Here is a 22,104-nt window from a genome sequence, read left to right as displayed (position 1 = left end):
TGAGATAAATTTATATATTTATAAAATACCACATTTTAATTAGATTTAAAACAAAAAGGCTAAAGCATTTTTTGGTATTGCTTTAGCCTTGCTAATACAAAATCCTATTTTTCAGTTTTTTATTTTATCATCTCCATAAGATACATAAATATCTTGTCATTTAAGTAGAAAATCTGTTCATGTCCAAAGTCAGGGTAGATGAGCATTTGTTTTTTGGACTGTATTTTATTGTAGGCAGCAAACTGAGTAGATGGTGGGCAGATTGTGTCCATAAGACCTGTAACCATTAAAACCTCTGCTCTTATCCACTTTGCAAGGTGCTGAACATCTATGTAGCCAAGCTTTGTAAATATCTCATCTTCTCTTTCATGAAGAGGGTCTCTAAATCTGAAATATGTTCTTATTTCTTCATAAGCCTCTTTTGCTAAATCCATCTCCCAAACTCTCTTGTAGTCACAAAGAAAAGGATAAACAGAGACAACCCTTGAAATATAAGGAGATAAAGCTGCACAGGCAAGAGCAAGCCCGCCACCTTGAGAATATCCTAATGCTGCAATTCTTTTTTCATCTACTTCTGGCATGTTAGCTATTATCTTTGCAAGCTCAGCTGTATCTAAGAAAATCTGCCTGTATAAAAGCTGGTCTTTATCATCGTCAAAACCCCTTATTATATGTCCTTGAACCGTGTTGCCCTTCACGCCACCAACATCTTCTGAATAACCATTTTGTCCTCTTACATCCATTGCAGCAACTATGAAACCTGCAGCAACAAGTCCAAATTTGTCACTCCAGTCGCCAGAGTACCATTTGTATCCATGAAACATCAAAATTGCAGGGCATTGCTTTTCAATTTTCTTAGGTTTTATAAGCTGAACTCTTATTCTTGCTCCTTTTACTCCGGTAAAATACATATTAAAACACTCAGCATATGGAGCTTCTACTGACTCTTCTTTGACAATCTCTACATTGGGTTCAACCTCATCCATCTCTTTTAACGCCCTTTGCCAGTACTCATCAAAATCTGGCGGACACGGATTTGTCCCCATATACGTTTTTAACTTTTCAAGTGGCATTTCAAAAACCATACAAGTTCACTCCTTTTTGGATATTCGTATATACGAAGAAAATACATAATATATTATCTTACAAAGTAAAAAAAATGTGATAGGGATTATATCTCATTTTTTCAATATTTGTCTCATTTATTTTCTTATGCTAAATTGTATTCCCAAAACAAAAAGCAGGACTGTTTTTTTACTTTAGCATTTCAAATCCAGCCCTGCTATTTTTTATTTTACTGCCAATTTCAGAGCTCTTTTACACGAAGGTTTTCTTCCTCAAACCTTGTTTGTAAAATTTTCTTCTTTACATTTAATATCTTAGAAGGATTTACGCTTAGCTCATCAACACCAAGTCCTATCAAAACAGGAACAAATTCCTGGTTTGATGCAATCTCTCCGCACACCCCAACCTCTATGCCTCTTTTGTGAGCATTTTCAACTGTCATCTTAATAAGTCTCAAAACAGCCGGATGCAAAGGATTGTACAGGTACGACACTTTATCATTTGTCCTGTCAATTGCAAGTGTATATTGAATAAGGTCATTTGTGCCTATGCTAAAAAAGTCAACTTCTTTATCCAAAATATCTGAGATAACTGCTGCAGCAGGAGTTTCTATCATTATACCAATTTCGATGTTTTGTGAGAAAAGAATATTTTCTTTTTTGAGCTCTTCTTTGGCTTCCTGGATAATCCATTTTGCCTGATACACTTCATCAATACAGGTTATCATAGGAAACATTATTTTGAGTTTTCCATAAATAGATGCTCTTAAAAGCGCCCTCAGCTGAGTTTTAAAAAGCTCTTTATTTCCTAAGCAGAGCCTGATAGCTCTGTACCCCAAAAAAGGATTTTCTTCTTTATCTATATTCAAATACGAAATATTCTTGTCTCCCCCAACATCCAAAGTTCTTATAATAACCGGCTTGCCTTCCATCTTTTCAAGTACAGTTTTATAAACTTCAAACTGTTCATCTTCTGATGGTGGCTGGCTTCTATCCATGAACAAAAACTCTGTTCTGAAAAGCCCAATTCCTTCTGCTCCATTTTTCAGGGCAGCGTCAATCTCTTCTATATGCGCAATATTTGCAAACAGTTTTATCCTTTTCCCATCTTGTGTTTTGGACTCAACATACAAAAAGCTTTTTAACTCTTCTTTTCTCTTATTTTCTTCGTCAAGTTTTTTTTCATATTCCTTTATTAAATCTTCTTCAGGATTTACATAAACAAACCCCTCATACCCATCCACAATCAAAAAATCTCCATCTTTTATCCTATTGACTATACCTTCTACACCCACAACTGCAGGAATTTCGTATGTTCTTGCAATTATTGCTGTATGAGAAGTTTTGCCACCTTTCTCTGTGACAAATCCCCGCACATTTTGTTTATTTATTTGAGCTGTTTGTGAAGGAGTAAGGTCATGCGCAATCAAAATACTGTCCTCAGGAAGATTTTTTAGGTCTATTTGTTCTTCTCCATTCAAATTTTTAATTAGTCTCAAAGCTACATCTTTTATATCATTTGTTCTCTCTCTCATATATTCATCTTCTAAGCTCAAAAGCATATTTTCAAAAAACCTTGCCGACTCATCAATGGCAAACTCAGCATTTATCCCTTCTTCTATCTTTCCTCTTACCATATTTACAAATTCTGGGTCATCAAGGATTAAAAGATGGGCATCAAAAATCATTGCATTTTTTTTGCCCAAACTTTCCTGAGTTGCAGCTTTTATCTTCCTTATCTGTTCTTTTGCTTTTTCTATGCTATCCAAAAAGCGTCTAAGCTCAGCATCAGTATCCTCTATTTTTGTCTTTTTGATTGTATATTCACTTTCTTTGATTACAACTGCTCTCCCCAAACCAATCCCTTCTGAGACAGGAATGCCTTTTATCACCACACTATTTACCCCCATCAACTTACTCATTTAGATTCTCTAACAAATCCACTAAACGTTTTAAAGCTTGGTCTTCATCTTCGCCTACAACTTTGAGAATAATCTCATCACCTTTTTTAGCTCCCATTGCTAAGATGTTTAAAATACTTTTTGCATTTACTTCCTTCCCGTCTTTTATAATAAAAATATCACTTTTAAACTTCCCTGCTTCAGTCACAAATATGCTGGCAGGCCTTGCGTGAAGACCTGTTGGATTTTTTAAAACAACTTTAGCTTCAACCATTTAAAATCCTCCTTCGCCATATGATAAGTTTATTTGAAAGAAGAAAAGGCAGGCACTCACCTGCCTCGAAAGCTTCTTATCAAACCTTCTTTGGCTTTAAAACCGAAACTATAAGTGCTGTTACAACTGTTCCTATTGCAATAGCCACCGCATACAAGAGTAAATTTCCTACAGCGTTTGGTATCGGCAGTACAAATATCCCGCCATGTGGAACTGCCAAAGTACATTTGAACAAAATACTCAGGGCCGAAGTTACTGCTGATCCAATCATAATAGATGGAATAACCCTCAGTGGATCTGCAGCAGCAAATGGAATAGCCCCTTCAGTTATAAATGAAATCCCAAGGAAGAATGCCGCCTTTCCTGCTTCTCTTTCTTCTGTTGTAAATTTATCCTTTGCTATCAAGGTGGCAAGCGCAAGTCCAAGTGGTGGTGTCATGCCAGCTGCCATGACAGCTGCCATTATTGTTGATGGCTGACCTGCCGCCAAAGTTGATACAGCAAATGTATATGCAGCTTTGTTGACAGGTCCACCCATATCAAACGCCATCATCAAACCCAAAATTATTCCAAGTAACACAGCGCTGCCACTGCTCATGCTCTTGAGCCATTCAGTCATTGCCTTATTTAAAGCTGCAACAGGTTCACCTACAACATATATCATACCCAAACCAATAATCAATGTTGACAAAACAGGAAGTATCAATACTGGTATCAAACCTTCCATTGTCTTTGGTAACTTTATGGTTTTCTTAAGCCATGCAACTAAATACCCGGCTGCAAACCCTGCAACAATGCCGCCCAAAAAACCTGCTCCAAGCTTATTTGCCAAAAGCCCACCTATCATTCCTGGTACAAGCCCAGGCCTGTCTGCAATCGAAAATGCAATAAAGCCAGCCAGAATTGGAACCATGAGATAAAATGCACTGCCACCGCCTATGTCCATGAGCGCTGCTGCAAGTGTTCCTTTTTTCTCAAAAGCTTTAATTCCAAATGCAAAAGATATTGCAATTAAAATACCACCTGCGACAACAAATGGAATCATATAAGAAACACCTGTCATCAAATGCTTGTAAACACCAGTTGCTTTTTCTTTTGCTTCTTTTTTGGCCTCAAAGACCTTATCAACATAGTCCTTCTTCTCCATGTTCATAGCCTTTGTAATAAGCCCTTTGGGATCTTTGATAGCATCCTTCACACTTGCTCGTACAATTGGCAATCCTTGGAACCTATCTTCATCAATCTTGGTGTCACAAGCTAAAATTACCGCATGTGCTTGCTTCAAATCCTCTGGAGTTATCTCATTTTCTGCACCGACAGATCCTCTTGTTTCGACCTTGATTTCAACCCCAAGCTCTTTTGCCGCCATCTGAAGTGCCTCTGCCGCCATGTACGTGTGGGCAATTCCAGTGGGGCAAGATGTGACAGCCACAATTTTTTTCATCTTCCCATTCCTCCTCATTTTTTATTTTTCTTCAAAAGCAGTTATGACATCTTCAAAAGACTTAGCATTATATAATTTTTTTCTCACATCTTCATGCATAAGTTTTCGTGATATAAAACTCAATACATGAAGATGTGTATCATCCGCATTTTCGGGAACTGCAATTAGAAAGAATATATATACAGGCTCTCCATCCATAGAATCAAAATCTACTCCTTTTTTAGAAACACCGAAGGCAATACAAGGCTCTAAAACTGAACTATCTTTTCCATGAGGAATTGCAATGCCCATACCTATACCTGTTGAAAATTCTTCTTCACGTTTTATAACTGCCTTTTTAAACTTTTCTTTATCAGATAGTTTTCCATCTTTATGAAGAAGCTCTATAAGTTCATCAACAACTGCTTCCTTTGTTTCTGCCTGCAGTTCAAAACTCATTCTTGATGGTGAAAACAAAGCTTTTATATCCATTTTAATTCCCCCAGCCTTTCTAATTTTATTTTTTCTAAAAACTCCTCAATATCATTTTTCTCAGGCGCCTTTACACCTTCCTTTGAGACTTTTGCCGCTGCACAGGCTAAAGCAAGCTTGAAAATAGATACATCATCCATATTTTGCGAAAGCCCGTAAGAAATAGCTGCAACCATTGAATCGCCTGCGCCTGTTGTGCTTTTTACTTTAACCTCAGCTGCCTTTGCAAACAGATCCATGTTTTCTGTCACAAAAACTGCACCCTTTGATCCCATCGAAATCAAAACCTTTTTTATCCCATTTTCTATAAGTTTTTTTGCTGAACTTACAATAGAATTTAAATCATTTTCCTCGACATCAAAAAGACATTTAAATTCATGGATATTAGGCTTTATAACATCTGGCTTTTCTAAAACACCGCTCTCAAGCGCTTTTCCGTCGGCATCATATATAACCTTTGCACCTTTTCGTTTTAGCATTCTTATAAGCTCTACATACACATCTTCATCTGTACCAGGTGGAAGGCTTCCTGAGAGCACAAAGATGTCATCAGTTTTTGCAATTCTATCTATCTTATCAAACAAAAGGTTTATGTCTTTCTTCTTCACTTCAAAACCATTTTGATTGAGGTCAGTATAAACTTTTTGTGCCGTCTCAACAATTTTGATGTTTGTTCGTGTAAGACCATCCACAAGGATGAAGTCAAAATCAAGTTGCAAGTCTTTTAAATATTTCAAAAACCAATCCTTGTTGTCATTTCCTAAAAAACCAAGAGCAATTGACTGCCCACCCAATGCTTTTATAACCTTTGAGACATTGATGCCTTTCCCACCAGCATCCATTAACCAACAATAACTTCTGTTTACCTGTCCTTTTTTTAGACTATCGATGTATATTGTCATGTCTATTGCTGGATTTAGTGTAACTGTATAAATCAATTTGATCCCACCTTGAAATTTAAAATTTTACGTGATGACCTTCACACTAAGTTTTTCATACTCAGCTCTTTGTCTGTCATCCATCTTATCAGTTATAATATAATCAAGCCTTTCCACAGGACATATGAGTGAAAAAGTAACCTGGCCAAATTTTGAACTGTCTGCAACCAAAAAAACTTCTTTTGCATTTTCTATCATTGCTCTTTTTATAGCAGCCTCAACATGGCTTGGCGTTGTCACTCCAAACTCTATCGACACTCCGTTTGCTGCCACAAAAGCTTTGTCAACCCTAAATTGCCTGAGAACGCTTTGTGTTATATCTCCAACAAGAGCTTTTGTCTTTGTCCTTATAACTCCTCCTGTCACAATTACTTCAAGATTATCATTGTTAGAAAGTTCGTATGCTATATTTACTGAGTTGGTTATTATGGTTATATTTTTTGCAGTAATGTTTCTTGCAATATACTGGGTTGTTGTTCCAGAGTCAAGGATGATGGTATCACCATCGTGAATAAAGCTTGCTGCAAGCTTGCCTATATACTCCTTTTCTTTTGCAAACTTGTCCTCTTTTTCTGCAAAAGAAGGCTCAAAAGAGGTAATAAAATTGTTGACCGCCCCACCATGGGTTCTTTTTATTATCCCCAGAGCTTCAAGCTCCGCCAAATCTCTTCTTATGGTAGACTCTGACACACCAAACAGCTTTGCAAGCTCTGAAACCTTGACACTTTGCCCACTTTTTATCATCTGCGCAATTCTGCTTTTTCTTTCCTCTGCAAACATTTTATTCACCTTTCGTTTATGCTCATTTTAATGAATGAATTTAATCATTTATGCTCATTTATGATTAATTTCATTATAGAACATGAAAGCTACCCTGTCAAGCACCTTTTACAAAAAATATATGCCTTCTTGTCTAAATTTGTTTGATTTGCACATACATAATAAAATGATATTGTGAAAAGTGAAAAAATAAAGTTTTGCAGGATGAAGAAGGCGTTCAGATTATGAGAGTGCTTGGCAAAAATATGGCTTGGCTTTTGAAGCTTGTTGAAAATGGAAAAGGCAGTGTTTTGGAACCTGCAAAAGAACCAAAAGTAGTTACCAATTTTATAAGGTAATAAAAAAAGAGGGGTTTGGGAAAAACTTACTTACTTCCAAGCCCCTCTAATGTTCTTGTTATCTATTATCAAAGCTTTGTTATCTTCCCACCTTCAGCCTTAACAATCTTATCATCTACAGAAATCCAGACGTCAATTGAAGATGGGTTGTATACAAAGTCGCCGTTTGCTGAAAACTTGAGATTTTGCAAGGCTTTTATGTAGTCAACAATCTCGATGTTTGTTGCATACCAGATATCTGGTTGGTTACCCACCATTTTGCAAAACTCTTCAATTAAATCCCAGTTGTTGTCATTGTCAAACTCATAGCTGTGTCCCCAGACATAAAAAAGATACAGATATTGCTTCTTATAAAAGCTTAAAAACTGCTCTGCAAGTTTTAAAAGATTGTAGTTGTGGTGGCAGGTTGCCTTCCATTTATTTTACCCCTTTGCTCATGCAAGGAAAGTGCCAATTTTTTATTTTACCTTTAAAATTTTTATATCAAGAGTTTCCATATCAACTGTAATGTGTGGAAAATCGTACATATGATTTTTATTTCCTTTTAGAGAGTAGATACACTCAATTTGTCTTCCTTTCCCCACATCAAATAAACCTGCTTTCATCAAATTCAAACTGACTTTTCTTTTTCGCAGAATATCAGCGTTTGCAACTACAATCAGGTACTGCTTCCCATGTTCAGAAAAAAGTTTGTATCCAAATGCCAAGACAAATTTGCTGTTGTGAGGAATCTTGAAAAAGTTTTCTTTGCTCATAAAGTCCAAATATTCTTTTCTTATCTTAGCTACTCCTTCAATTAAGGCTATCATTTCATCTGCACCTTCGTTTGTCCAGTGAAGAGCGTACTTGTCAAAAAACGCAAGTTTCCCATAAAGAGGGTCTGATTTAGAAAGCATAAATTTGCCTTCTGGTTGCGGGTCAAGACCTAAGTTCATTGGCTGAACTTCATAAACTTCCTGCCCGCACGTGACAAAAGGCACACTGTTTGGTAAAAAGAAATTGAGCACTGTCGCAAACCGTGAAAATTCTCTTTTTCCAAGCCTTGAAGCTGCGCGCGGACTGTCTGGGATTTCACATGCCGCAAAAACAGGGACTTCAAGCTGCAAAAGTATATCCAAAACCTTTTTCAGCGTTCCTTGATAGTATCGTGGTTCTCTTGCCCAAAGATCACCTATTATCATGTCATACCCTGACTCTTTTGCTTTTCTGTGCGCATTCATCGAAAGCTCTTCTGCTATAAAGCAAAATTCGGTGTCTACTTTTCTGGCATTTGAAATTATCATGTCTTCCAGTTCTTTTGGAAGAGCATGACCCATGTCAATCCTTGCACCATCTATGCCAAAGTTCTTCTGGTAGTATACAATGATGTTTGCGATTTTTTCCCAAAGTTTTTTGTTTGGCTTTTTACCTTTGAAGATATTTCCTCTTATAACATCAAAAAGAATATACGGCGGCTGGCTTTCATCTACATACTTTGCAGACTGTACAGGATGGTCAAGATAAAGCCTCAAATATGTCACATCTGTCCAAGGTGGCTGCGGGTCATTAAGACAATCTGAAAAAGCTGGTGCAGTAGTTATCCCAATCTCTTTTTCAATTAGCTCGAAAAAGTCAAGGTTTTTGTCTTTTTCGCACCTTTCTTTTATACTCTGCCACTTTTGAGGGTCAAACCTGTCAGGTGATGGTACAAACTTTTTAATATGCTTTTGCACAGCCGGGTCTTTGTATATAAGCTCAATGTTTTCTTCATTTGCCTTTGTAAACTCTTTTATCAAAGTCAGCTTTGGCGGACCGTAGTCTTTCAAATCCTCTACTTTAATCCAGTAAAACCAATCAGGATGTTCCAGTATGAAATCAGAATCTCTCGCAGATGTGCGTGGAATAATATCAATTATAAATCTTATGTCAAGAATATGGCACGCTTCAATCAAAGCTTTAAATTGTTCATCTATTGAAAGTTCATCAGCCATAGGGTCAAAAAGCACTGGGTCAAGTTCAAAAAAGTTCTTGACTGCATAAGGTGAACCCATCTCACCTTTTTTATACTTTGTGCTGTTTTTGGTAATTGGAAGTGTATAAATAGCATCAAAGCCCATTCTTTTTATGTATGGTAAAAGTGCAATTGTTTTAACAAATGTACCTGTATCTTTTAGACCGAAGCTATTTTCAAGTTCAAGTTCTTTTGAACCATCATGATCCCAGGCTGAAAATGTACGAATTTGCATACCATATACACTGCTCTTTTCAATCCAGCTGCTATAACTTTTTTCTGAAGGTCTATTATCTTTAGAAAGTATTTCTGAAAGTGGTTGAAGATAATCAGTATTATTTTTCATACAAGGCAAAATTGCTTTTTCTATCGCCTGTGCAACAAACTTATAAGGGTTTACTGAGATTGTGCCATCATTGTTTTCTTTTTTCTCAAACCCATCATAGCCGAAACTATCCCAAAGTTTTGGTACTCTGAAATCGTTTTTTCCATCCCACTCTTTTGCTTTATTATTCAGAATCTCAACAAGCTTTTTTAAAGCTGACATCTTTCTTATTTCTCCCCTTTTTCAATTTGTTCTAATTAATTTATACCCATAGCTTATTTTGAGCAAACGTTTGCAATCTATATTATTTTAGCATACAAAACTCAAATTTTGTAGTGTCTTTTCTGAAAAGCAAAGCGGCTCTGGCACATCTTGTAAAATCCTACTTTCCAGAGCCGCACTTTCATGCACTGTATATTTAATGCTCTAAAGCTTAAGATACTGCATTTTGCTGCTGTAACCCCTGAGAAACCTGTTCAGTTTTCTCTTCTTTTTCATTTTCTTTTGCAAGAAGGATTGAATTTAGTATTTCTTGCTTTATCCTCTTTATATTCTCATCCTCTGTCTCTTTTGCCTTGAATTCAACACCGAGTTCTTTTGTCAAAAGCAAAGTGAGTAGCATTTCAAACGCATTAAATGAAACTGAAGATGATTTTTCACCCATTGAAACAACTGTCTCAGGAACTATATCAATACCAGTTTTCTCTAAAGCCTGAGTAAACTTGCCCATGACATCCTGCAGAACTTGATATTGCGGTCCGCCGTATGCCTTTACCTGTTCTTCTATTGCAATTGCCCGGCCAATACCAATTCGTGCTTCTTTTTCTGCTTCTGCCTCAGCCAATGCTTTTATCTTCTGAGCTTCTTGAAGTGACCTCTGATATTCTGCCTTTCCTTGGTTTGTCTGAATCTGAATATTTATCTCAGACTCTGTCAAAAGTTTTTGCTGGGCAGCCCGAGCTTCTGCCTCTCTGAGCTCTCTTTCTTTTTCAGCTGCTTTTTGCTGGCGTGAGTACGTCTCTATCTGCTCAAGGGCAATTTGCCTGTCGCGAAGCTGCTCTAAGATTGCGTCTATCTTGTTGTCGTTTGGAGATGACATTGGTGTTCCAATTAAAACCTCTTCAAGCTCTAAGTTGTAATGAGCAAATCTCTCTTTCATCTCAGCTGATGCTATCTTTTGAATCTCATCTCTTTGCTGAATAAGCTCAATGAGGGTCTTTTTCTGCCCTATATTTTTAAAGTATGCAGATACCATCGGGTCAAGAGTCTGCTCAACAAGCATCTTCAAATCCCCAAATCTCTGGACAACCAAAGGAGCTTTCCTGTAATCTATGTGAAGAACAACTGCTAATGGCAGCGACGGTTCAAACGCATCTTTTGTGATTAAACTTACTTCTTTGAGGTTTTCGTCATAGCGGTGCGTACCTGTCTGGTTACTTATCCATTTTAGAATTATGTTTGTAGTGGGAACCTTTACAATTTTCCCAGCATATGTGTTAAAAGCGTATTTTCCAGGCATCAGAGGATCTTTCCAAACACCTCTGTATCCTTTTTCAACAAGCTCACCATGTTTGTAGTCCTCACCCGATGTATCCTGCCCTTTTGGACCAACATATGATACAACAACTCCGACATATCCAACTTCAATAACCGTTTTGTCAATCAGCTCAACTGTTGCAAACAGGCGGTTTATAAAGTATGTCCCTTCAACAAGCACCTGAAGCTGTCTTCCACGAAATCCCCCAGCTTTTAAAAATTTTTCAGGATCCTGGAAGTTGTTGTGATAAGTCTCAGGGTCAGATGGGTCATCGCCAACTGTCGGTGCGACAATATCACCACTTGGAAGTGATGGTCCGTCGTGTACAGTTACAATCCCAACCTTGTCCTCTGTTATTACAATCGGCCTGAATGCATTTCGTGATTTTAAAGTCTGGACCATCTTCTCTATCATCTCTTTTTCTTCTTTGTTGCCCATTGGAAGATAGTAAATCTTATCTTCTGTGATGACTATAAACTGAGCAAGGTTAAAAGCATATGTTCCTTCTCTCAGTATTGCCCTTTGAGGTCCTCTTTGCCCTCCATTTTCTAAAAATGCACGTACATCTTGGAAATTATTGCACTCTGGAACAACTCTGCCGAGCGTCTGAGTAGGCTCGAGCGGTTTCCCATCTCTTGCAAACACATAGCCAATTTGACCCTGTGGAATTGTAACAAGCGGAACAATATGAACTTTGTACATAAGCGGTGTCCTAAAATGAATACCACCTCTTAAAACCTCTGGCTGAAAGCCTGCTTCACCGTGCAGCGCTATAATCTGCTCATCCAGTGAACCTTTGAAAGACCACCATTTTTCGACAATACCCACTTTGTCATTTGGAATGACGCGAAGACCTATGAGCTTAAGCAAAATATAAATGGAAATTAACACACCAGCAACTTCAAGCAATATGCCCACTTGAAATCTCCACTCCTTTCACTTTTTTGACAATTTTCTCTTAATTTCGACAAAATTCGACCTGATTCTATCAAATATTAACTTAAATTCTTTTGTTTCCTTTTATATTATCACAATGAGCTTAATTGTACAATAGTATAATCTTAGAATTTGGCTTCACTATATCATAACGCGGCAGACCACCAAAGTGTTGCGAAAAATTAACGTATAATTTGCAAAAGCTATTAAACAGATGTTTCTAGTTCAGATAGGCTTGGAAAAAATTATGAAAGTCCACAGGCTGGGTCAGAAAAATGTGGTTTAGGTATTCTAAATCATTGCCAAAAATTCTATTGAAGAAAAGGTAATAGCGATTCAGTAAAGAAAAAAGATCTGTTTGACAACATCAAAGAAACAAATCAGACATTTCTGACAAAGCTGACAAAAGAGGAAGTGAGGAAGTTTTGGAATTAAATAAAATAAATAGGGCTATTGGTATATAAACATAGCAGCCCCTTTGTGAGAATATTTTTTCTATGAGTATTTGCTTTAATCTCCTTGAATAACTTCAGAAGGTTTTGGCAGCACAGTTCGTTTCCTAAATTCGTTTTCGATTTTTTTCGCCCTGTCACCTATGGTCATGTATCTTGTTTTTTCTAACCATCCTACACAATTGTTGTGTTCCCAACAAAGCAATATTTTTAACTCCTTCAAGCGCTTAGTTTCCCACAATGAATTTGCGTTATCTTTTTCTTCATCTGGAATGTTTCGCATAATATATTTTTCAAAATCACTTTTATAATCTTGCAAAGTTTCTTTCCTTTCAATCCCTAATTCCCATTCATCTTCATGAAAGAGAGAGCTATATCTTATTTTTTTATCTATGAGGAATAATGTTGGCTTTATTTTTATAGTTCCAAGTCCAAGAGGTTTCCCCATTCCAATTTTGTGATAGTAACCATCTGGCAAATCCAAAACAAATAGTAAACAACCAAGCTCTTCTTTCGATAAGTTTTCAAATCTGATGCGAGATTTAAATTTCACTCCTCTGCCTATGGGCTTGATAACAGTATGCTGTTCTGAATCTTTTATAATTTTTCCTTCACTCCAACTATGCTCATGGTATGGCTCATCAGGTGTGTTCCTGTGCCAATAAAGTTTATATCCTCTTATTTTAGCTTCCTTCGTATTCCAATGATGCAGTTTATCTTTTGATGTCTGAACACCTTCTGGTTGTTCTAAATAATGCTGAAAAGCTGTAGGTTTCGGTGCACTCAAAATTTTAGGTGAGGTTTCTGTTAAAAATATATTCTCCAAATTTTCTGGAGTTTCAATCAATTCCGCATCTTCAAAAAAGACCCTGGAAGCAAAAGAATTTGTTTGGCCTGCTTTCCCAAAAATAGCTTCAGCAAAATCAATAACATCATCTGATTGTAGATTTTTTGGAATATGCTCTCCAATTGTATAATCATAAGACAAGCGGAAAAAACCTGTATGTCCAAAGGCTATAACATTATTTGCTTGGTCAGTAATAAAAAATACTGGAACTTCACCACACTCATTAAGTATCTTGAGAATATCAAATGAAGGATCTCTTTTTTCATCATTTCTGTATTCTTCAATCTTTTTTTCAGGAATCACAATATAGTTGTGTTCTTCTGGTTCATTTATAATCCAGTGCATATGTTTCTTTTTTTCTACGTTACCCGAAATAATAAGATAACCCCTTTGAGGATGCTCAGAGTCTTGGGATAAGGAAATAGAAGTTATTTTAGCATACTTCAAATTCACTTTAGAATGCTTGTGAACTTTTACAGAAACTGGTTTATAGTAAACTACTTCAAAATAATAAGGTTTTTTATCTTTAAGTTCGTCGGGAAGATTGTTAAATTCTATTCGATAAATCTGTGTTTTCTCACAAAATTTTGACGGATATATTCTGTATGTATTTCCTTCTTTTCTCATTATTCCTGCACTAAACTTATATTTAAAATAATCATTTCTGTCCACAAATAATTCTCTATAGCTTTTATCTAAACTTGAACTACCTGCAACTGCTCTGTAATATAATCTTCTACTTTTATCGCAAAACCCATACTTCCCATACGATACAATTTCTACAAGAGTTCTTGTCATACCTCTCAATGTACTTCCAGGAATTCGGGGTTTGCCAGCAGGCGAAAAAAATTGTGAGCACTTTTCCTTTGTTCCTATAAAAAGTGGTGTTATTGTCTCTATTTCAAGTTCTATATATCCTGAGTATCTATCTTTATAAAATTTGCTAAAAGATGGCACTTCTTGGGCTTTAACTACACATATGTTCAAAGGAACAAAATTATAAGGTGCTTTGGCGGCCATTCGTTGGTTAGGTTTTGCTTCTGTGTTTCTTTTATCCATTTTGTTCTCCTCCCCTCGCTTCAATCTTTACAAACCGGTAATCTATAAATCCAGCTTGTCCAATTTCGTTGTAACCTATATAGTTTCGAGTATATAAAATTAATCTCATATCAGATTGGGTCAACTTTTCACCTAGTAAAAATTCTTTGGGAACAATATATTTGATCCCTCTTGGCTCAGAAACTTCGACAAAGCCATTTTTAAGGTCATAAAAATTCTTACCAAACATCACCTGTTGTGCATCAATAACATCAATATACTCTACTTTATGCTCATCTACTTTATGTTCACCAACATAATCTTTTCTTAACCTTCCTTTTAGCACCAAATTGTTATTCCTCCAAAGATATAATTCTTTATTCTCATCAAAGATTCTTGCCTTCAAAAGATATTTTCCAAAATCCCTGGAAAGTTCTTTATAAAATCTTAGTTTGCCACTTTCAAATGTTCCAAACAATACTTCGTAATCTAACCAAAATACAATGCTAGCATTAAAAAAATATGAAGAAATTATTTCTATAATCTTTTCTTTCTCTATTTCACCTATAAGATTGACACAAGAAGATATTTTTTTGACCTCATACATTTTCTTTAACATAATCATCAGTTTCTTACACCCCCATTTCCTTTAAAAGTTGTTCTACAAAATTTTCAAGCTCAGCTTTGTTGCCTTGGATTTCTAATTTTCTGCCATTCTGTTTTATTATATATTCTTTATTTCCATACTTAATTTGAGCTAATTTGCCGCTCAAAAGCCCCCTTCCTATACTTTTTTCACCACCTATTGGTAAATCTTCAGACCATAAATCCTTAAGTACAAGTAAAATTAATCCAATCTCCCATTCTTTGGCTTTTTCAATTTTTATGCACATTTCTACTTCTTCATTTTTGTGCCATACAGGTTTTGATTTAACTAACGCCCCTTCAATAACTCCTCCTGTAAACCTGTCAATTTTTATTCTTGTTTGTTCACTTTCCTCTGCTCCCTCTATGATACTTTCTTCAACAATCAATCTGCTTTTTTGCTTTCGTTTTGTTTTGCCTTCATTATCCACAAATCCAAAAAGGTCGTTAAGAAGACTTTCAATTTTGTCAGGCAAAATGTAATTTTTATTATCAATTAAGGTATTTATAATTTTCACACATCTTGCTTTAATGGCACCCTTTAAAGACGTACCAGGCAATACAGGCTCACCATTGTACTTTATATGAATCTTATCTACATCTTCTTGTTCTTTATTTCCTGTCTCTTCAGTATTCGTGCCATAACTGTTTATTAAAATAGAACTTTTTAGAGTAAACTTGGCCTTTAATTCAAAATCTCTGTCATCGCTATCTTTAACTTGAAGAGTACCATATTCGCTTAAATCAAACTCTTCTAATTCTTTTAAAGCGTTTTCCTCATCTGCTAAAAACTTTAAATATTTTTCTCCGTCTTTAGGGAACACAAATAGGTAAACATTACAATCTACTAATCTAAATTTCCCAAAACCCTTAGTGGTAAAAGCTCCTATTCTCACACGCCCCTGTTTTAGTTCATTTAAAACAGTGTTTAATATCTTAAAAAACAAATTTTCATTAACTCCTTCTCTTAAAATTAATTCTGCACAGAAGCCCCATGTTAGATTTTTATTAACTACTTCATAATCATACTTTGCTTTTTCTTTGGCAACCCCATATCTTGAATCAATAGCAATACCATCTCTGATAGCCAGTATCCCAGTTTGTTCTTCTTCCAATTTTATATCGCTAACCATAAAATGACTTTGTATGCCTGTATTAGAATCATTATCATTTTCTTTTACATTGTCTCCCCAAAAATAATTCCATGTATATTCATCTTCAATGTCAAATTTTTCATTGCAAATGTGATGTTTGAGCACTCCAATAAATGATGTAGCTGGAATATAAGGCATTCCCTTTTCACCTTTTAAAATCTCTATGTCTATTAAATCCCCTTTACCCTTACCAATTACAAAAGGCGATTCATTTTTCAAAATTCCTTTTAAAATTAGTCTTCCTTTAATTTTGCACATTAACTTCTTCCTCCCGTTTTTTAAATAACCTTAAATATCGCAGAAAAGAAAGCCAATATGCTTTGAAAAATTCCCAAAGAAAATCTGTATCTTGCTCTATATTCCACTTTAGATTTCCGAAAATACTTTTATGAAAATATTTATTAAAGTCCCTTTCTTCAGCAAGAGAATTATATAATTTAACAGTGATATCCACTTTGCTATTTTCATCAAACAATTCATCCCACAATCTAACTTTTTTTAATTTTTTTCCTGCTTGTTTGTCGCTAAATTTTGAAAGACCTTTTTTCCATGTGTCTAAATTTTTAGAATCTGACAATAAATTCTCTAACCTGCCTATTAAATGGCTAGAAATTTCTTTTTTCTTGTCAAACTCTCTGGCTTTTTCAAAGCCTTTAATTTTAGCCCACATAAATAAATCTGACTTCACTATATCCTCAATGAGATTAACACTTTTATTAATTATAACTTTTTCTTTATGTTCCTCTTTAGAATCTCTTTTTTGATATTTCTTAGCTAAATCAAAATAAATTTTTACCCTACCATAACCATTTTGCGTCTTCTCACCTATACCATTAATAAGAATTTCATTTATTTTATCTTTAAAATCCCTAATTTGACATCTTAATTTAATTCTAAAACAAGAACCCGCAGCATAAGCTATTTCAGAACTGCTTTTCATTTTCCATACTCCAACAAAATTTTCTAATCGTTCAACCTTTGCAGCAGAGCTCATGATTTCTATATCTTCTTCTTTACATTCTAAAATTTTTGCCAAGTAAGATTTTAAAACCCTTTCCGAAGGCTCTGTAAAACCATAGCAATTGTAAACTATTATAGGAGACAAAGCATAAATGATATATTCGTCATCAATATCTTCCTGAGTTTCTATATCTTTAATTTCTCCAAAATCAAACTTTACCAAACCATACTGAGCAGTTTTGGACCTGCCTATAAATCCTTCAAATGAACCAATTAGTTCCTTGAGTTGCAAAAGATAATTCCTGGGTCCTACTATCTCACCTTTGAATTCTTGCTCAGAATCTATTGCTTCATAATAGAAAATACCCTCACCTACACTATGTCCTTTTTGTCTATCCCTTGAATTGTGAAAATAGAAAATTGTCTCTGGTTCATACAACTCATATACACAATTTCCATTATCTACTTTATCTTCTGTAAAGTACCAAAATTTTTTCATTGGTTTGGTATTTCTTGATTCATTTGTAGGGTCAAATAGATTATACAAAACATCAGGTTCGCTCCCTTTTTCAGGTTGAAGACAAAGTGGAATTGGTTCAAATATTCTATTCTCTTTAGCAGGATAAGCTGGAGTAAAAATTATTTCTCCTTTTAGAAACATCTTGTAAAAATAATCATTTTGATGGGCATTTTCTCCCAAATCCATAAGTCTTATAAATTGATTAACTATTAATCCCTTAACAGTGAGAGCCGGGATGTATGTTTTAGTGTAGACAGTGTTTTGTTCCCCTCTTGGACTTGCTATCACTATTGGTGACAATGTCTTTATTGTATAGACAAGCTTTGCTAATGTTCTATCCTCTGTCCCCGTACACTTGAATTCTTTTATTGACTTATTTACCTCTGAAAAACTCTCTTCTTCACATTTTAACTTTTCTATTGCTTCAACAACATTTTTGAAATCAATACCTTCTATCCAACATCTTACTTGACCAAACCCTCTGTTTCTTAACGTGCCAATTCTTCTCAAATTTATAGAAGCAAGATAAAGCAAAGCTTTTTCTTTTTCTGAAAGAGGTTTTAATTCAAATATTGCACCTTCAAATTCTATGTTCGGCTTCAAAACTCTTGATGTTCTTAAAGAATTTTCTTTTGCTGTTCCATTTTCAGCATCAATTGCTGTTTGGTAGCGCTCAACTGTATAACAAGAAATTATTTTCTCTGGATAAAGAAAATGTTTATAATATTCTTCTTCCTTGAGTTTTTCAATTTCCCTTTTTATCTCCTTATAATTAGTCACATATAAGTTGTCTATATAAATTTTGGCAGGGTTAAAGCCATCTCTACCAAATAAAGAATCCACCAACTCAATTGATATTCCCAGCATTTCACACACTTCTGTAGCGCTTTCTTTGAAAAGCCCTTTTATGCGCCTTGAGGGTATATAAGGAAGACCTAAACTATCGTAAACTATATCGTTGTCTACCATTCCTTTGCTTTCCCCACAACCAACTAAAGTATATGACAAAGTTTTTAGAAAAATTTTTATACTATTCATTCAACAATCCCTCCGGATAAAAATCAATTGCTTCAATTGCATCAAAATATGGAGTTTTTTTGTTTTCCCATAAATCGGTAATATAATCTTTTTTAAAAGGTAGCTTCGGTAAATTTAAATCCTTCACACTAAACTCTTCAAGAATCAACTTCCTAATCTCCTTCTCTTCAAATAACGCTTCTCTTAGTCTCATCAGTTTATTTCTGGGAAACTTGAGAAGTCCTTTGATGTTTTCTTTAAGATATTTCAATGAATCATCATTATAACAATTAGTGTCACAATCTGAATCTACCTTGTATGGACCAAAATGTAAATTGCCATTTATTGTTGAAAAATGTTTTTCTAATATATCATCTATTTCGCCACTACAACCACCTGAAGATACAAAAAAGTCTAAATAAGAAGAATTGCCATTTTCTCGGGATTTCCTTTTGGCTCTTGAAAGTAATCCTTCGGCTATCAAATATGCTCTGTAAAATGGATATTTACTTTTTACAATACTTACACCCGCACAAGCAGAGAAAACGGAATTCTGTATTTTATAGTTCATAAGCTCTTTAATATACTTTTCAGCAAGCCAAATCCCCAACCTACCTTCACACACAAATGTTACTTCATCCCCGGCTATAAGAACTGGAATAAGAGGTAAAACAGTTTTTTCATCCTCGGAAGATAAATAAAAACCATTTTCTTTTGAAATGATTTTCTTTTTAATCTTATCAACAACTTCTTCAATTATTCTTTTAAAAGAACTTTGAGATGCATTTTCTACGTCAATAGAAAGCTTTCTAATTTCCTGGAGACTTTCACATTTTTTGAATTTCTCACCAATTTTATTTCCATCTATATGAACAATGGCAATGTAGTTTTTGGAGTTTTTCTGCTGCCCAAGTTTATCAATTTCGTCTGTAAATAAATATTCATTTTCATAATTTTTCAAATAACACTCTTTCATCCTCTCTCTGGCCTTTTTGCTTACTTCAATTTTCGCTTTTGCCACTGCAGAAATAAAACTTTCTTCTTCATCTTTCTTATCAAATTCTGCACTTTCATCAGTTCTTGGACAGTCTAAAGTAAAACCATGCTTCTGAAGAGTAACTAAAGAAAAAAATTTGTTTTTATTCATTTGTAATTCTTTATGAAGTTTTTTCATTGAATCTTCAAACTTGTCCAAATTAAAGTCAGCTGCTATCCCAAAAGCAGTTTTTACCCCAGGTACCTCTTCCAATAACATTTTTGTAAATGTTCTAACAAATTCCTTAGCCTTTTCTACTCTATTATATCTTTCACCTTCTTTGAAAAGTATCAAAGCATTACCTCCACCAATATAACCAACTTCAAATTCCACTTTATTCTGAGTTATTTGTATAATGTCAGGGTTTTCTCTCCATGTATTAATATTTATGTTTGAAGCCTTAAATACTATTTCAAGAGCTCTTTTTAGTTGGTCTTTATAAATGTTATCTACAATAAATGAAGCTCCTATATTGTCCTTTAACTTATTGCTCGAAAAAATGTATTCCTGAATAGAAACTGTATCAATTAAAACTGCTACGCAGTTATTCATTCATCAAAAACCTCCTCAACAATTTTATCTCCTATGTCAGCCCAATCATCTATTCCAAATACAACTATCTTTTCTTCGTGAGAACCAGTCTCATATGCCAAGTCCTCTTTCAAAGATTCAGGATTACTGTCTTTACCATTTCTATCTATAGCAGTTATTAAAATAGCTTTACTTTCTTCTCCTCCTATTTGGTTTACTCTATGAATAACTTCAAACCCTTTAAATTTACATTCTCCTGTTTTCAAAGAAGTTGTTATGCTAATTCCTATCAGTTGATATCCTCTAATAACAAATATATCTAATTCAAATCCTTTTGAATTATTTGAACCTTCTTTCTTTTTAGCTTTAAGAGATAAACCAAAATGACTTCCTTCTTTCAATCCTCTCTCAAGAAGTTTATTTTTTAGTTCATTGTAAACGTAGTACTCTAACCATTTGCCATCCAGAAACTTGACAGTTTCGAAAATTTTCTCTTTGAACTTCTTTGAGCTTAGATCTTCCGGCGGAATCCACAACTTCCCATCTTCATTGATTATCCTTTTTTCTTCTGGAAAACTCAGCAATAGACTTTTTATAAACTCATATTTGCTGAGTTGTTCATTAAACTGATTCACAATATTTTCATTGTTTTTAACTACATTACAAAATTCTTCCGTCTTCTCTATGAATTTTCCCGAAGACTTAAATAACCTTCTAAATTGATCATCAAGCCATGCAATAAATATTTTTATTTTTTCGGGCGTCTTAATGATGTCTTCTATTTGACGCATTATTATGATGAAATTGTTGCTACAAAACTTATTTCCCCATGATTCATTTTCTTCTTTTTTTTCATACAAATGAATTCTTAAAAGTGTGTCTATATCAATTGAGACCTCATCAACATTTCTTAAGTCATCTGAAGCTAGAGTTTTTATTTTATTTTTGGAATGAGGATTACTAACTATCATTCTTTTATCTCTTGCATCCAAATAAGACGATTCAAATTTTTCACCATATTTAGTTTTGAAAAAATCATAAATATACACGGCCATTGCCTTTGTTCCACCACTATAATGTAAATGTACTTTATTCACCTTTTCTTTTGAAAATTCCTGGCGAGAAGAAAAATATTCATTTAGGTCGTTGTAAATTGTTTCTGGATCTGACACATCTGATAGTAAAATATAAAATACTTTAACATTATCTCTACCCAACACCTCTTCTAATTTTTCGGCATATGAAGCTGTACTTTTCTGCCGAATAGTTTCTTCTGAACATATAAAAAAGACATAGTTATATTTTTCTGCGCTACATTTATTAGGCAAATATCTTAAAAAATATTTAGTTGCAATGTACTCAGGCAAAGGACTTGTACCAACAGTAACAACCAATATATTTTCCCCCACTTTACATAACCTCCCAAAATACAGCATAATTTTTGTCTTTTTGTTATTCTATTCTTATTTCTGAGTAGTAAATATTACTATTATTCGACAAATAGTTCTAGAATTCCTTCTTTAAGATTAATAATTTTAAATGTTTATTTGCAAGATTAATCTCACACATAGACAAAAGTAATAATTAACTTTAAGAAGTTTAATCTTTCTTGTTTCTTTTGTTATTGTCAAACTCTCCCTTACTTCATAGTTCAGATAAATCAAACCACCCCTTCAAGCAATTTTTTCTTCTACTGAAATGTTTACATCCCTCTCTCAATATACCTTTGATTTTCTCAAAATATCTCGCGATTTCTTTAAATTTCTCTACCGAAACAAACAATCTTATTCTTGATATTGTTATTATTGCTTTATTCTACCATACTAAACTTAGATTTAGCCTCTCTACTGTATTTATTTTGTTATTCTACTATATTGCGGCGGGTATCTATCCACAATAACCATGG

The 22,104-nt window shown here is 34.6% G+C and carries 15 protein-coding genes and 2 pseudogenes; 1 reads left to right on the top strand and 16 read right to left on the bottom strand.

What is annotated here, in order from left to right; all coding sequences use genetic code 11:
* Window positions 1-119: 119 nt before the first annotated feature.
* The 7 genes from ATHE_RS00740 to ATHE_RS00710 form a co-directional block, all read right to left on the bottom strand.
* A complete protein-coding gene (locus tag ATHE_RS00740) occupies window positions 120-1,085 on the bottom strand; it encodes an acetylxylan esterase (protein ID WP_015906781.1) in 966 nt (321 codons plus the stop codon).
* Window positions 1,086-1,306: 221 nt separating this feature from the next.
* On the bottom strand, window positions 1,307-2,986 hold the full coding sequence (gene ptsP, locus ATHE_RS00735) for a phosphoenolpyruvate--protein phosphotransferase (protein WP_041726948.1): 1,680 nt from the start codon (window positions 2,984-2,986) through the stop codon (window positions 1,307-1,309).
* The gene (locus ATHE_RS00730; protein ID WP_013431304.1) at window positions 2,979-3,239 is read right to left on the bottom strand and encodes an HPr family phosphocarrier protein; all 261 of its coding nucleotides are present in this window, start codon (window positions 3,237-3,239) and stop codon (window positions 2,979-2,981) included. Before ATHE_RS00730 ends, ptsP begins: the two co-directional genes overlap by 8 nt.
* Window positions 3,240-3,318: 79 nt before the next feature.
* Window positions 3,319-4,683: a PTS fructose transporter subunit IIC gene (locus tag ATHE_RS00725; protein ID WP_015906779.1), complete on the bottom strand. Its 1,365-nt coding sequence runs from the start codon at window positions 4,681-4,683 to the stop codon at window positions 3,319-3,321.
* A 21-nt stretch (window positions 4,684-4,704) separates the two neighbouring features.
* Window positions 4,705-5,154, bottom strand: coding sequence for a PTS sugar transporter subunit IIA (locus tag ATHE_RS00720; protein ID WP_015906778.1), 450 nt, complete (start codon window positions 5,152-5,154; stop codon window positions 4,705-4,707).
* Complete coding sequence (gene pfkB, locus ATHE_RS00715; RefSeq protein ID WP_015906777.1) at window positions 5,145-6,092, bottom strand: 1-phosphofructokinase; 948 nt, start codon at window positions 6,090-6,092, stop codon at window positions 5,145-5,147. The genes ATHE_RS00720 and pfkB overlap by 10 nt, the downstream gene beginning before the upstream one ends.
* Before the next feature lie 27 nt (window positions 6,093-6,119).
* Window positions 6,120-6,872, bottom strand: coding sequence for a DeoR/GlpR family DNA-binding transcription regulator (locus ATHE_RS00710; RefSeq protein WP_015906776.1), 753 nt, complete (start codon window positions 6,870-6,872; stop codon window positions 6,120-6,122).
* 191 nt (window positions 6,873-7,063) lie between these two features.
* Between ATHE_RS00710 and ATHE_RS14170 the strand changes: the two are divergent.
* Window positions 7,064-7,210 (top strand): annotated as a pseudogene (locus tag ATHE_RS14170) (flavodoxin family protein); the annotation flags it as partial.
* 68 nt (window positions 7,211-7,278) lie between these two features.
* On the opposite strand, the pseudogene ATHE_RS00705 reads toward ATHE_RS14170, so the two are convergent.
* From ATHE_RS00705 to ATHE_RS00665, 9 genes and pseudogenes are all read right to left on the bottom strand, one after another.
* Window positions 7,279-7,629 (bottom strand): annotated as a pseudogene (locus ATHE_RS00705) (polysaccharide deacetylase family protein); the annotation flags it as partial.
* 39 nt (window positions 7,630-7,668) lie between these two features.
* A complete protein-coding gene (locus tag ATHE_RS00700; RefSeq protein ID WP_015906775.1) occupies window positions 7,669-9,747 on the bottom strand; it encodes an alpha-amylase family glycosyl hydrolase in 2,079 nt (692 codons plus the stop codon).
* A gap of 211 nt (window positions 9,748-9,958) precedes the next feature.
* Complete coding sequence (locus ATHE_RS00695) at window positions 9,959-11,980, bottom strand: SPFH domain-containing protein (RefSeq protein WP_015906774.1); 2,022 nt, start codon at window positions 11,978-11,980, stop codon at window positions 9,959-9,961.
* Window positions 11,981-12,508: 528 nt separating this feature from the next.
* Window positions 12,509-14,356 (bottom strand): TIGR03986 family type III CRISPR-associated RAMP protein, encoded by a 1,848-nt coding sequence (locus ATHE_RS00690; RefSeq protein WP_015906773.1) that lies wholly within the window; start codon window positions 14,354-14,356, stop codon window positions 12,509-12,511.
* Complete coding sequence (gene csx19 / locus ATHE_RS00685; RefSeq protein WP_015906772.1) at window positions 14,349-14,960, bottom strand: type III-D CRISPR-associated protein Csx19; 612 nt, start codon at window positions 14,958-14,960, stop codon at window positions 14,349-14,351. Before csx19 ends, ATHE_RS00690 begins: the two co-directional genes overlap by 8 nt.
* A gap of 7 nt (window positions 14,961-14,967) precedes the next feature.
* On the bottom strand, window positions 14,968-16,392 hold the full coding sequence (locus ATHE_RS00680; RefSeq protein WP_015906771.1) for an RAMP superfamily CRISPR-associated protein: 1,425 nt from the start codon (window positions 16,390-16,392) through the stop codon (window positions 14,968-14,970).
* A complete protein-coding gene (locus ATHE_RS00675; protein WP_015906770.1) occupies window positions 16,379-18,652 on the bottom strand; it encodes an RAMP superfamily CRISPR-associated protein in 2,274 nt (757 codons plus the stop codon). Before ATHE_RS00675 ends, ATHE_RS00680 begins: the two co-directional genes overlap by 14 nt.
* Entirely contained in the window at window positions 18,645-20,219 is a 1,575-nt protein-coding gene (locus ATHE_RS00670) for a Cas10/Cmr2 second palm domain-containing protein (RefSeq protein ID WP_015906769.1), read from the bottom strand. Before ATHE_RS00670 ends, ATHE_RS00675 begins: the two co-directional genes overlap by 8 nt.
* Complete coding sequence (locus ATHE_RS00665; RefSeq protein ID WP_015906768.1) at window positions 20,216-21,607, bottom strand: hypothetical protein; 1,392 nt, start codon at window positions 21,605-21,607, stop codon at window positions 20,216-20,218. Before ATHE_RS00665 ends, ATHE_RS00670 begins: the two co-directional genes overlap by 4 nt.
* Window positions 21,608-22,104: the final 497 nt, after the last annotated feature.

The organism is Caldicellulosiruptor bescii DSM 6725 (assembly GCF_000022325.1).
Classification (GTDB): domain Bacteria; phylum Bacillota; class Thermoanaerobacteria; order Caldicellulosiruptorales; family Caldicellulosiruptoraceae; genus Caldicellulosiruptor; species Caldicellulosiruptor bescii.
This window is presented reverse-complemented; position numbering and strand designations above follow the sequence as displayed.